A 12,063-nucleotide genomic window follows, 5' to 3' on the forward strand; every position below is an offset into this window, starting at 1 on the left:
AGCCGACTTCTCAAGCCTCCATCTGACTTTTGACCCCTAGAGAGCGCACGAAGATGAACACCCGCGCCGCCGGGTCCTTTTTGAAGACCCGCTCCACCAGGTTCTCCGCCTGCTGCCGCTCCCGGTGGTTGATCCGCTGCGCGGGCGTGCCGCCTTGCAGAAACGTCTCGGCCTCGTAGGGGACCAGGGTGTAGCCCGCCCGCCGCACGCTGCGGACCAGCTCGGCGTAGACGGGCTCGGCCGTGTAGTATCCGCTGTCCCTGGTGACGTACCCCTGGGCGGTCGTGGACACGATCTCCGGCCGGAAGGTTTCCCCCGCGAAATAGGAAAAGCCCTCCCGCCGCAGGGCGAGCGCGAGGCGCCGGGCGAACTCGCGGCTCTGCGGGACGTGGTGCGCCTCGTTGAGGATGACGATCCGGCGTCCCCGCGAGGCCGCGACGATGGCGTCCACGGCGTCGACCAGCCGCGCCTCCTTGACGCGGCGCTCTTCTGGCTCGGAGAGTCCGGGAGATCCCGTCCCGAACGTGAAGCTCGCCAGCGCCTCCCGGTGGGCCCCTACCTCGGCCTGCACGAAGCCCAGGACCTGCCGGGCGAGGTGGGTGCCTTCATCCGTGCGGGCCGCCCGGGCTTCCGGCACGACCCGCTCCAGCAGCGCGAGGGCCCGGAGGGGCTGTCCCGCCTGCCGCACCTGTTCGGCGTTCTGTCGGGCGTCCATCCACCGCGCGTCGCGTTGCGCCGCCGTCTCGGTGATGGGTGCCGGGCGGGGGCCTGCTCCCCCGGCGAGTGATGGTGGCGGCGCTGGCGGGCGTGCGGCTGGGCCTGTCGCGCGGTCTGGCCCACCTGGGCGAGGTATACGAGCACAGCCTCTTCTTCCAGAACCTCACCGCGTTCCTGGGTCAGCGCCCCAGCGTCGTGGCACCCTCCAGCCCCCGCCCTCTACTGGCGCCTGGCCCCCATACCCTCGCCCTGGAGAACGTGAGCTTTACCTACCCTGGAGCCCAGAAGCCGGTCTTCGAGGACTTGAACCTGACTCTGCGGGCCGGGGAGACCACTGCGCTGGTGGGCGTGAACGGGGCAGGCAAGACCACCCTGGTCAAGCTGCTGACCCGCCTGTACGACCCGCAGGGGGGCCGGGTCACCCTGGACGGCGTGGACGTGCGGGAATTCGACCCGGCCGCCTACCGGGGCCAGCTGGGCGTGGTGTTGCAGGACTTCACCCGTTACCAGCTCAGTGCCCGTGAGAACGTGGCGCTGGGGCGGATCGGGGAAGCTGACGAGGAGACGAGGTTGCAAGGTGCAGCCAGGCAGGCAAGTGCCCTGGAGCTGATCGAAGGGCTACCGGAAGGCTGGAATACTCTGCTGGGGCGCCAGTTCCACGTGCGCGGGCAGGACCTGTCGGGTGGACAGTGGCAACGGGTCGCGCTGGCCCGCGCCCTGTACCGTGATGCGCCCATCCTGCTGCGGGACGAGCCGACGGCGGCGCTGGACGCGGAGACGGAAGCCGAACTGTTCGGCCGCTACCGGGACCTGACGCGGGGGCGCACGACGCTGCTGATCACCCACCGCTTCAACACCGTGCGGATGGCCGACCGCATCGTGGTGCTGGAGCATGGCCAGGTCATCGAGGACGGCACCCACGCCGAATTGCTGCGGCGGGGCGGGCGCTATGCCGAGATGTACGCCCTCCAGGCCGAGGGGTACCGCTCTGCCGAGGAACAGGCCCCGCAGATGCCTGAGGCCTTGGGCTGACCCCAGCCCAGATTGACCCCAGCCCAGATTCAGGTAGACTTCTGCCGACTGGTCAGCACTGGTCAGGAGGAGTCATGAAGGAAGCCTGGAAATTGCAGGACGCCAAGGCCCGCTTCAGTGAACTGGTAGACGCCGCGCTGGAGGAAGGACCCCAGACGGTCACCCGGCGTGGGGAGAAGACAGTCGTCGTGATTCCGTATCAGGAGTTCGTGCGCTTGACGCAGGCCGAGACCACCCTGGACGACGCCCTGGGCGGAGCATCCGAGGAACTGATCTTTGAGCGGGACCGTACACCTGTACCTGCCGTCACGCTGGAATGATGTATCTGCTCGACACCAACGTCATCAGCGAGCGCACCCGGCCCCGCCCCGACGAACGCGTCCGGGCCTGGCTCAGAGCGCACCGGGTCGGGGAGACCTACCTCAGCGTCATCACGCTGGCAGAACTGGAGCAGGGCATCCTGCGGCTGGGCGATACCCGGCGGGGGGCGGCCCTGCAGGAGTTTCTGAGCGGTGTGGAGGTGCAGTTCACGGGCCGGGTCCTGCCCATCGACCGGGCGGTGGCGCGTACCTGGGCGGGGATGACCGCGCAGGCGCTCGCGGCGGGCAAGCCCCTGGGCTACGCGGACTCGCTGATCGCGGCGACGGCGCTGACCTATGGGTTGACGGTCGTGACCCGCAATGTCGCGGACTTCGAGGCCGCACGGGTCAAGGTCGTCAATCCGTGGGAGGGCGCAGAACTGTAAGGGGGCGGTTCAGTCCGGCTGGGGCGTGGCCCCAGCTATGTAAAGGTTCTCTCCGCGCCGACTCTCGTCACCTCGTGGCCCTGAACTGGTCCCGATCAGCCTCGTTCTGCAATTCCTACGCGGCTACCGGGCCGTGTAGAGCTTGCGGCCCTGCACGTCCTTGACGGTGACCACCAGCGGCCGGGAGAAGTGGGGGCTGCGCACCGTCAGAACACCCCCCCTCTTCGCGCAACCACGCGGCATCCAGCAGCACCGTGATTCCCCGTTCATCCGGTTGGCCGAGGTTCTGCAGCCACACCACGTCCTTGACGTCCACCTCTCCGACTTCTGTCCGAAGACGAATGGCCGACAGCGTCACCAGGCCCTTGCCGGGCACCTGGGCCGACCGGTAGAAGCCGCCCCGAACATGGAACGACCCCACCATCTCCCCGGGAATATGCAGCAGGGGCTGCCCCGCCGCGTACCCCGCGATGACCGGGTCGAGCAGCGGGGCCACAGCGGCACTCATGCGCACGGTCAGGGTGCGAACCGCCTCTACCGCCCCCACTGGGGGCGCCTGACCGGGTTGCGGGAAGCGGGCAAGCAGGACCTCCACGGCCACCCCGGACCTCCCCAATCCAGCGCCGTTCAGGATCCACCTGATCCAGCAGCAGGCCCGCCAGCGCCCCCAGCTGGTACCCCTCCACCCTCAGACCAGGAGGCGTCACCCGGGTGATCTGGTCCAGCCGAACGCCCAGCGCCGCGGGGTCGCCATCCAGGCCCTGCGCCAGCAGGCGCAGGCGCGCCTCGAAGTAGGTGGCCGCGCCCCACGCCCCGTCCAGCCCTGGATCAGGGCGTCGGCGGCAGAGGTCTGCCCCAGCCGCCCCAGTGCCCGGACCACAGCGGAGGTGCTGTCGGGGGCGTTGCCGCCTTGCAGGGTCACCCGCGCTTCCTCGACCAGCCGCCGGGCCACGTCGGTCTGCCCCTGGCCTGCCAGGATTCCGCCGATCTCGGCCAGGCTCTGGACGCGGAGGGAGACGGGTAAGAGGGTCCGGGCCAGGCGGGCGGCTTCGGCGGCGTGTCCGGCGGTCGCCAGTTCACGGGCGAGGTGCCCACGCATGGTCCAGGGGAGCGGTGCGGAGGTCGCCACCTGAAACGCCCGCTCAGCGTCTCCCAGCTTGAGCAGCAGGAGGGCGCTGCGGATGCGCACGATGTCTTCGGCACGGTCTAGGGGAAGCTGCGCCAGAGCCTGACGTGCCAGTTGTGGAAAGCCCGCCTGAGAGAAGGCTTCCGTCACTGTCAGCCAGCGCCCCTGATCTTGGAGGTCCTTCAGGCTGGGGATCAGTTGCTGTGCCCGGCTCAGAGTCCCCGTGACGGCGACGGTGGGAGCGATGAGGGGAACGAGCCGCGTCCGCTCCTCGGTTGTCAGGCGTCCGTAGGCTGCCCAGGTCGCGTCCGCCACGGCGCGCACCTCCGCTTTCGGAACCGGAGCGGTCATGGCCACCTGGGTGAGGATGGCCAGAGCCTGCACGCGTTCCACCGGTGTACCCAGCGTGCCCAGCACCTGCACCGCCGTGTCACTCCCCTGCTGGTGCAAGAACGGCAGGGCCGAAACCGCCCACGTCCGCACCCGGTCTGGCCGGTCCACCAGGGCCAGGGCACGGCGGGCAGCGTCCACCGCCCCCTGCCGGGCCAGGGCGGGCATGCTCAGCATCACCGCGTCCCGGCGGGCCTGAGACGGGAGCGGGCGCAGCGCGGCCAGCCAGGTGTCGTGCTGGCCAAGTTCGGCCCGGGCCAGGTGGGGCAACTCGGGCAGCGTGGCACTCGCGGGCCAGGTCAGCACCTGGGAGGCGACCGCCCGGTGCTCGGCCAGGGTCAGGTCACGCGCTTGGGCACTGGGGAGCAGCAGGGCACCCAGCAGCAGGGCGGCGGGAAGCAGGCGCATGGCTTCAGACTGGCCGACGGGGGCTGACGAAGCGTGAGGGGCACAGAGGCGGGCCCCTGTGCTTGCCCCTTGTAGTCACGCCGAGCCCTCACACCTAGGGCGCCCTGGTTCAGTTCTCGATCTCGACGGCGAAGCTGCGGGTCACGCTCCCCCTCGCGGGGACGTCCACCCGCAGTTCCATCCGCGCCTCCCCGGTTTTTTCCACCCCGTTGATCCGGAGCGCGACCCGACTGTACACCCGCTCGGTCAGCTCCACCCGGAGGGGGCGGTCCTTGCTGTTCTCGAAGGTGTAGGTCACCTGGTACTTGCCGCTGCCCCGCTCTCCCGGCTCCAGCACCTTCACCACCCGCCCGTAACGCACCTCCGGGTCCCGGCCCAGAGTGAACTCGATCTTCTCGCCTTTTTCGGTCTCCACCAGCGTCGTCTGCCCCACCACGCGCCCCTCCTCGCGCACGGTCAGCACGCCCCCGGGCAGGGGTTGGTCGGCCGTCAGGCGGTAAGTGCGGTTCAGGGCGCCCCGGCTGCTCTGCGGAGAGAAATAGGTGTTCAGCACGACGAAGCGCTCGAAGGTGGTCAGGCGGGTCTTCAGGAAAGGCAGGGTGACGGTCCCCCCAGCGGGCAGGGTCAGCGGGCGGTCCAGGGCATAGCGGTAGAGGCCGCCGAGACTCGCGGCCGGGTTGAGGGTCGGTGGGGGTCCCGTGGAAGTGTCCGTGTCGGCCAGACCGGTGGTATAGGTCACCACTGGGGCAGGCATCGGAACGGCTGGACCCTTCGCCAGGCTCGCCTCGCCCGAGAACAGCTCGGTGGTCTGGGACGTGTAGGGCACCGTGGCCGTATTCCGGATGTCCGCCAGCGCTTCGAGGCCCGCGTTGCTCCCCGCCGCCGAGAGGATGAAGCGGGGCGACCAGGTCACCGAGCGGGTGAGGTAGCTGAACACCCCTTGGCCGGGCTGTGCCACCTCGAAGATCAGGCGCCGGGGTCCAGTGAGCGGCTCCTCGGGGGGCAAGGTGGGAAAGGCGAGCTGGTCGAGCCGCACCTGGCGGTAATCCCCTGCCGCGTCCCGGATGGTGAGGTCGGAGGCCCGCACCAGGGTGACGGGCTGGGACTGGCCGTTCTCGCGCAGCTTGACCGTCTGGCCCTCGAACCGCTTCAGCCAGCCGGGACCACGGTCCTGCACGAGCCTGGTCAGCCCCAGGCCACGCAGCTCCAGCGATCCGGGCAATAAGTCGGGCCAGACCCCTTCCGCAAGGGTGATCTCTAGGCGCTGGCCTTGGACGGTGACGCCCTCACGGACCTCGCTGAAGCCTGGATAGACCCGCAGGTCGGTGGCATGACCTGAGCCGAACAGCAGGGGCGTGAGCAGCAGTGCCCTCCGCATCAGGGCCTTCACTCCAGCCCCTGGATGCCGAGGGTGGCGCGGTACTGGCCTCGGCCAGCTTCCCCGATGAGCAGCAGGCCCACCCGTTCCTTGCCCTCCTGGGTAAAGCTCCACAGAGAGCTGGTGAGCGTTCCGACATCGGCCCGGTTGCGCATCGTCCACCCTGCTTGCCGCAGTTGCGCGGCGTAGTGGTCGAAGAGAGCTGTACGCGAGAGCGTGCTCTCGATGCCCGCGTACTGGGTCACGTTGTCGCCCCCGCCGCCCCCACCCCGGGGCGAGACCGTCGCTTCCGCCGGGGGCGTCAGTTTGGGCAGCGAGCGGACCGGGTTGAAGCGGTCGTCCTGGGAGTAGCGCAGGGCCTCCGCCAGGTTGGGGAAGCGCTGCCGGTTGAGCGCCACTTGGGTGACTCCTCTCACCACCCGGGTCTGGAAGGACAGTTGCTGATCCGGGTTCTGGCGGTAGTAGGGTCGGCCCCCGATGGGTGTGCTGGGCAGGAAGCCGCCCTCGGCCATTCCCTCGCCACCTCCAGGAAAGACCTTCCAGCCCGCCTGTGTCAGCACCCGGTCGAAGTGGGCCTGCACCTGGGGGGGCGTCAGGGCGGTGTCGAAGTAGACCGTGACTCCGGCGGGAAAGGCGGGATCGGAGGTCTCGGTGACCACGCTGCCGACCACCCGGCTCCCCTGGGGCAGGGTGAGGCCGAGGTCGGCGGGCAGTTGCCGCACCAGCACGCTGGTCTTGAGGGAGGCCGGACCCCACTGGGACGTGACCGCGCGTTCCAGCAGCTCGCGTTCCGGGGACACGGTGGGCGTCTGCGCGAGGCCGGTGGAGAGCGCGAGAGCACCGAGCAGGACCAGCATCTTGGAGGACATGCCCCAGCGTCACGGGCCGGGGCTGACGCGGCGTGAGGGTGGGGTAAAGGCCAGGGCGCCGTCCTGGGGAGGCCGAGGCGCCGTACGCTCGGTGCATGCCCCACACGGAACTGGACGTGTTGCGCCGTGCCATCCATGACTTCCTGAGCCACCCACTGGCCACAGTCCAGGTGCATCCGGACGGTCTGCCCCGGACCTGCCCCGCCCCACTTCCCCACCCGCAAGAGTTCACCCTGGTGGGCAGCGTGGAGGCCAACGTTCTGCCGCATCCGGGCCGCGGCTCGGCCTCGGTGTTCTTCGAGACCCTCCTCGCGGTGGAGGAGGCCCAGCTCCTGCTGGGTCAGGCCCTGCTCCCCCTAGGCTGGGAAGGCCATCACCACGCCTTCATTCCCCCCAGGGGCTTCGGTCAGGAGTGGGAGGAGCCAGGCCCCGCCGCCCAGGGGCTCCCGCACTTCTTCCTGCATCACGAGACCCGTTTCGTGGCCGTGCTGCGTGGGCGAAGGGAAGAGGGCCGCACTCTGCTCACCCTCTGCCTGGAGGGTGGACACGCCTACGACCATTACGTCCAGCGGGGCGACGAACCCTTCTTGCTGCTGCCACTTCTGCTTGCGCCTCCGGGGATCACGGTGCAGCTCCTCGACAACAGCGCCGGGCGGCCCGGTGAGGTGAGCCACGCGCATACGGCCGCACTGCTAGCGGGACCGGGCTCCACGCCAGGGCTGCAAGACCACTTCGCGGGCGAACTGGGCCGTCAGGGTTGGACGCTGGAGCAGCAGGCCAGCACCGACTCCCTATGGACCAGTACCTGGCAGCGGGTGACGGGGGCGCAGCGGGAGACCGGGACCCTGCTGCTGGTGCAGGTCGGACAGGAAGCGTGGAAGGGGAGTTTCGGCGTCCTTCAGCCCCCAGCGGGCCAGGAGGACCTGAATTGGGCTTCCTTTATCACCTGAGCACGGGGCTAGAACCCAGGCAGGGAGGCCGTGTTGTACCGCACGGGGGGGCGTCCGTCTCCCCAGCCGACCTCCACCCACAGCGCCGTCGCCCGCTGGACCAACGCCCGCTGTCCCTCGGTGGGCGAATCGAAGATCAGGATGGACATCCCCGTGCCCGGCACGAGTTGGCGGTTCATGCCGGTGCGCGGCTTCCAGCGCAGGACCTCCTTCCCGAAGCCGTCCCGTAGCACCAGCCAGGCCTGCCACCGCCCGACCTCCTGAAAATCCCGGATGGGTGCCCAGAGGGTCACGCTGACGGACGCGGGAAAGGTTTCCCAAGAGCTCAGCGCCCGATCGAATTCCTGGGCCGCCCGGACAATCGCGGGATATCGGGGGTCGGTCCGGGTACACGCCCCTCGCAGGGACTCGGCGGGCGGTCTGAACCACACCTGACGCTGTCCGGCCCGCTGCCTCGCAGCGTTCAATTCCGCCTCCGTTGAAGGCGTGTCCGGTGTGCGGCAGCTCTGGAGGCGCTCCGCCTGGGTGGGATACAGCAGACGTTCCGGGGAGGGCGCTGGGGCCATGCCCAGGCCACCCGCGAGAACGAGCGAGAGGAGCCACATAGGCGCACTCTGCCCGACGTTCGCCAAGCTGACGTGAGGGGGACTTCAGAAGGCCCCACCTTTCGAGGTCAGACGCCCAGGCCCGTCCTATTTCTTCTGCGAGAGAGCACTACCCGCGGCCTTCTTGGACGTCTTGCCCGTATCGCGGCTTTGGAGCACGTCCGACGCCGCCTTGGCCGCTGCGTCACTGGTGCTGCGTCCCTGCTGCACTTGAGCAAGCGCACTGCCTGCCGCCGACTTCGAGTCCTGGCTGGTCCGGCCATCTCGCAAGGTCTTGGATGCCGCCGATGCTGCTGCCTTCCCGGTCTTCTTGTCCGCCATGGTGACCTCCCAAAGAGCGCTGCTGGGTTGTGGGTGAGCCTCATTCTACGCTGGCAGGAAAGGCTTCGTCCTCAGCGGCTAGATCTGCCACCTCCCAGGCAGGTGGGCTGTCACCGCAGCAGCTCCAGCGCGGTGGACGCATCCGGAGGGTCCAGGGCCTCAGGATCGCTCTCCGTGCTGAAGTACACGCTGATCAGGGTCCAGTGCTGCGGATCGTCGTCCATCACCTGACTCCCCTCCCGCTGGCCCGGCACAGAGGGCTGGACGGCATAGACCGGCACCCAGCGGTTCAGGGGCAGGGCCCGCTCCGTTGGAGGCAGGGACGCGGTCGCCCCATACGCCGAGGGAAGGTCCAGGCAACTGCTGGAGGACATTCCCCCAACTCGGACCACCAGGCGGCGCTGGGTGCCCGTGCAGCCGTCCTGAAGCAGGCCCACCGTGACGGGCAGTCGACCGTCCTTCGTCGTCTCTTCCAGTAGGCCCTGCATGCCCTGGGACAGGGCGTAGGTCCGCGCACCCCGGGGCGGCGTGAGTTCCAGGGTCGTGACCGTCCCCAGCACCCCAGCGAGTTCCTCACCCGTCGGCGCCCGCGTGGTGACAGAGGCTTCCCGACACCCGGCGAGCAGCAAGAGGGCCACCAACAGAAGGGAGCGCACCAAGCCAGCATGCCACTCGGCGGTCCCGAAGCGGGGAGGATTTGCGCACACACCAGCTGGCCGCCCTATCCTGGCCAGACCCCCGGAGGTCCAGATGCGCCCCATCCTGCTGCTGGCTTTCACGGCCCTCCTCACCGCTTGCCGTCCCGAGGAGCCTGCTCCTGAGACGACGGTCCCCACCACGGTCACAGAGGCCGAGCTGCTGGCCGCCGTCGACTGTACGCCCCATCCCCTCCCGAACATCCGATCCGCGGCGCTGGGCGTGGCTGGGACGCTCACTGGACGCGTCTCGCCCACGTACCCCGTCGGTCAAGCGGTTTCGCTGGCGGCCCGGGTCCCTCTGGCGCCACCAGAGTTCCCCGGGCCGGGCTTCCGGTGGCCGGACGCTGGGCGCATCGTGGCGCCGGGCTGGGTGAAGGTCCGGCTCCCCCCTGCCCCGGACCTCACCGGGAGTGAATGGGTGCCCCCCTGGACTGGGTGCGGGAGTTGAGCAACTTTGAGCCCTGCGCCATGGACACACTCCAGCTGCCTTCCGGCCAGGAGGAGGTGCGCCTCACCCGGGTGGAGGTTATGACGCGGAATCCCGAGGTGAACGCGCCGCCTCCTGGCCTGGGGGATGCCTTGCACGGTCCTTCCGACCTGCGTCTGGCGACCTCACCGGTCGAGGCGTTCGTGAACGTCTGGCCCTATGCCGTGAAGGAAACCAAAGAGGTCAGTGACCGGACCGGATTCCTGCTCCACGCCGATGGAGACGTGTGGCTGCGCGGCGAGCGGCGCTGCGTCTTCCCCTACGTGACGCGGCTGGAGGAGGCCGAGCAATACAACTTGTTCGTGAACCTGAAGCTGCGCCCCGGCTGGAACGTGGTCCGGGTCCGGCTGGGCGGCGGTGTGCCGCGCAGCCAGCTCAAGGTCACCGAACTGGTCGTGACGGGGGGAGCGGCGAGCTTCTCCTTCCAGCCGGATGGACAGCCCTGATGACGGCACTGCCCAGATGGTTCTGGGCGGTGGCCCTGATCCTGGTCACGCTGGGGGCCCTAGCCTGGACCGGATGGCCACGGCCGCCGGTCTCTCCGGGGGTCCTAGCGCCGTTGACCTCGGTAATCCAGGTGGACGGCTTTCCGTCGCCCCACCGGGCGCGAGTCCACCTCGAGCGCCGGGTACCGCCCCAGGACGCTCTGGTCCTGAGCCTTCAGCTCACGAACACGGGCCGGGCCTCTACCGCGTTCGTCGTGGGCGTGTGCGATTTCCGATACGCCGTCGTCCGGGTCAGGACCCGGGAGGTGGTCTGGCAGACCGACCCAGAACTGGGTTGCCTGCTGGCTGGCCTGGGCCATGAGGTTCCCCCCGGACAGACGAGGGCAGTGGCGGGGACCGTGCTGCCCCTCGGGCGCCCATACAGTCCATCCTTGCCCGGCGGGCCTTACGTGGCCTTCGCGTCTCCGTCCACACCTGGAGGCGTGATCGTCGCTGAACCCCTGACCTTTCAAGTGACCCGGCGGGGGGAGGTGATCCTTCCGTGACTGCGTGGCCAGTGGCTCAGGCCCCCACAGACCAGGATTGCGCCTCCGCCCGGCCGCTTCGTGTGACAGGCTGGCACATGCACCCTGTTCGCGTGGAGACCGTGGACCTCGCCACCCTGACCCACACCCTCGACCACGGACAGGGCCAGGCGCCCGACACTTACCCCCTGCTGTGGGCCGAACGGACGCCCCTCGGCCTGCACCTCGCCCGGGCCTTCGTGGACCATCCCCGCATCCACTTCATGGAGCGGCACATCCTGCCCGAGCTGGGCCTGCTGGTCAACCGCTTCACCGGCAGCGGTTGGGTGGCGCACAACCAGTTCTACGTGGACGTGGCGGCCATCACGCCCGGTGAGACCCGGTGGGTCACGCGGGACCTGTATCTGGACGTGTCGGTTCACCAGGACGGAAGGCCGATGGTGCTGGACACCGACGAGTATCTCGCCGCTGTACAAGAAGGCCTGCTGGACGCACAGGAGGCAGCCCAGGCGCTAAGTACCTTGCACTGCCTGGTTAACGGTCTGCTGGCGACAGGTGATCTGGAGGCGTGGCTGGCCCAGGAGGGGATTTACTTGCCCTGGCGGGGGGATATGCGGACCGAAGTGAAAGTCGGGCCCCTCCAATGACGATTACCCGGTGGAGCCACCTACGCGCCGCGGTCACGGCCTTGGTGCCGGAGATAGACGCGACCTTTCGGGGTCCCGCGAGCGAGGCGCAGCTTCAGGCGGCCGAACGCGAGTTCGGCTTTCCATTGCCCGAGATCCTGCGCGAGGTCTACCGCGACACCGATGGTCAGCCCTGGGGCGTGCTGACAGGCTGTCTCATCGGAATGCGGCTCCTGCCGCTTGAGGAGAGCCTGACCGTCGTGCGCGGCGTGCGTGACTTCTATAGCGAGATGCCCGAGTTCGCGGGGGACATCGTGAGTGGGTCGTTGCCGCCGGACGCCGTGCAGGGTGTCGGAAGCCACCCGCGCTGGTGGCCCTTTGCCATGGACGGCGGCGGGGGAACGCTCTGCGTGGACTTCGCGCCCGGTCCCGCGGGCCGGATGGGGCAGGTAATGGGCTCCGGGGACGGTCGGCTGAACACTGTGGTGGTGGCCTGGACGGTGGCAGGATTCTTTGGCTGGTATGGGGAGCAGCTTCAGGCGAATGTTGTCGTGAACCGCCTTCCCTCGGGAGAACCCCATCTGGAACTCCGGCATCCGCAGCGGCCCTTCTTTCTGGACTCGTTGCCGCACTTGGTCAAGGCCGGAGAGCTCCCCAGAGCCTGAATGGACAGCAAGCCAGCCGCAGGAGGTGAGCTGGGCTGGCCCCAAAGTTTGGACGGTTTCGAGTAGAGGCTCGGCT

15 protein-coding genes are annotated in these 12,063 nt (G+C 69.0%); 7 read left to right on the forward strand and 8 right to left on the reverse strand.

All coding sequences use genetic code 11. From position 1 onward, the window contains the following. Positions 1–10: 10 nt before the first annotated feature. The gene (locus QOL99_RS10310; RefSeq protein ID WP_285523616.1) at positions 11–715 is read right to left on the reverse strand and encodes a hypothetical protein; all 705 of its coding nucleotides are present in this window, start codon (positions 713–715) and stop codon (positions 11–13) included. 38 nt (positions 716–753) lie between these two features. On the opposite strand from QOL99_RS10310, the gene QOL99_RS10315 reads away from it, so the two are divergent. The 3 genes from QOL99_RS10315 (at position 754) to QOL99_RS10325 (ending at position 2,494) form a co-directional block, all read left to right on the forward strand. Continuing rightward, entirely contained in the window at positions 754–1,749 is a 996-nt protein-coding gene (locus QOL99_RS10315) for an ABC transporter ATP-binding protein (protein WP_285523618.1), read from the forward strand. A 74-nt stretch (positions 1,750–1,823) separates the two neighbouring features. Further along, positions 1,824–2,069, forward strand: coding sequence for a type II toxin-antitoxin system prevent-host-death family antitoxin (locus tag QOL99_RS10320; RefSeq protein ID WP_285523620.1), 246 nt, complete (start codon positions 1,824–1,826; stop codon positions 2,067–2,069). Next, positions 2,069–2,494: a type II toxin-antitoxin system VapC family toxin gene (locus tag QOL99_RS10325; protein ID WP_285523622.1), complete on the forward strand. Its 426-nt coding sequence runs from the start codon at positions 2,069–2,071 to the stop codon at positions 2,492–2,494. The genes QOL99_RS10320 and QOL99_RS10325 overlap by 1 nt, the downstream gene beginning before the upstream one ends. A gap of 115 nt (positions 2,495–2,609) precedes the next feature. Here the strand turns inward: QOL99_RS10325 and QOL99_RS10330 are convergent, their stop codons facing one another. The 4 genes from QOL99_RS10330 to QOL99_RS10345 form a co-directional block, all read right to left on the reverse strand. Further along, entirely contained in the window at positions 2,610–3,002 is a 393-nt protein-coding gene (locus QOL99_RS10330; protein ID WP_285523624.1) for a hypothetical protein, read from the reverse strand. 195 nt (positions 3,003–3,197) lie between these two features. Beyond that, positions 3,198–4,418, reverse strand: a complete 1,221-nt coding sequence (locus QOL99_RS10335) for a hypothetical protein (protein WP_285523625.1) — start codon at positions 4,416–4,418, stop codon at positions 3,198–3,200. A gap of 109 nt (positions 4,419–4,527) precedes the next feature. After that, entirely contained in the window at positions 4,528–5,808 is a 1,281-nt protein-coding gene (locus QOL99_RS10340; RefSeq protein WP_285523626.1) for a hypothetical protein, read from the reverse strand. After that, the gene (locus QOL99_RS10345) at positions 5,805–6,665 is read right to left on the reverse strand and encodes a hypothetical protein (protein ID WP_285523628.1); all 861 of its coding nucleotides are present in this window, start codon (positions 6,663–6,665) and stop codon (positions 5,805–5,807) included. The genes QOL99_RS10340 and QOL99_RS10345 overlap by 4 nt, the downstream gene beginning before the upstream one ends. A gap of 95 nt (positions 6,666–6,760) precedes the next feature. Here QOL99_RS10345 and QOL99_RS10350 point away from each other — a divergent pair, with 95 nt between their 5' ends. Continuing rightward, positions 6,761–7,615, forward strand: a complete 855-nt coding sequence (locus tag QOL99_RS10350) for a hypothetical protein (protein ID WP_285523630.1) — start codon at positions 6,761–6,763, stop codon at positions 7,613–7,615. 8 nt (positions 7,616–7,623) lie between these two features. Here the strand turns inward: QOL99_RS10350 and QOL99_RS10355 are convergent, their stop codons facing one another. From QOL99_RS10355 to QOL99_RS10365, 3 genes are all read right to left on the reverse strand, one after another. Further along, positions 7,624–7,908 (reverse strand): hypothetical protein, encoded by a 285-nt coding sequence (locus tag QOL99_RS10355; RefSeq protein ID WP_285523631.1) that lies wholly within the window; start codon positions 7,906–7,908, stop codon positions 7,624–7,626. A 399-nt stretch (positions 7,909–8,307) separates the two neighbouring features. Further along, positions 8,308–8,541, reverse strand: coding sequence for a hypothetical protein (locus QOL99_RS10360; RefSeq protein WP_285523632.1), 234 nt, complete (start codon positions 8,539–8,541; stop codon positions 8,308–8,310). A gap of 110 nt (positions 8,542–8,651) precedes the next feature. Next, complete coding sequence (locus tag QOL99_RS10365; RefSeq protein ID WP_285523633.1) at positions 8,652–9,197, reverse strand: hypothetical protein; 546 nt, start codon at positions 9,195–9,197, stop codon at positions 8,652–8,654. 510 nt (positions 9,198–9,707) lie between these two features. Here QOL99_RS10365 and QOL99_RS10370 point away from each other — a divergent pair. From QOL99_RS10370 to QOL99_RS10380, 3 genes are all read left to right on the forward strand, one after another. Then, on the forward strand, positions 9,708–10,172 hold the full coding sequence (locus tag QOL99_RS10370; protein WP_285523634.1) for a hypothetical protein: 465 nt from the start codon (positions 9,708–9,710) through the stop codon (positions 10,170–10,172). 637 nt (positions 10,173–10,809) lie between these two features. After that, positions 10,810–11,343 (forward strand): DUF402 domain-containing protein, encoded by a 534-nt coding sequence (locus tag QOL99_RS10375; RefSeq protein ID WP_285523636.1) that lies wholly within the window; start codon positions 10,810–10,812, stop codon positions 11,341–11,343. Positions 11,344–11,387: 44 nt separating this feature from the next. Beyond that, on the forward strand, positions 11,388–11,987 hold the full coding sequence (locus QOL99_RS10380) for an SMI1/KNR4 family protein (protein ID WP_285523637.1): 600 nt from the start codon (positions 11,388–11,390) through the stop codon (positions 11,985–11,987). Positions 11,988–12,063 lie beyond the last annotated feature (76 nt).

This window comes from Deinococcus rhizophilus (assembly GCF_030271215.1).
In the GTDB taxonomy this organism is placed as follows: domain Bacteria; phylum Deinococcota; class Deinococci; order Deinococcales; family Deinococcaceae; genus Deinococcus; species Deinococcus rhizophilus.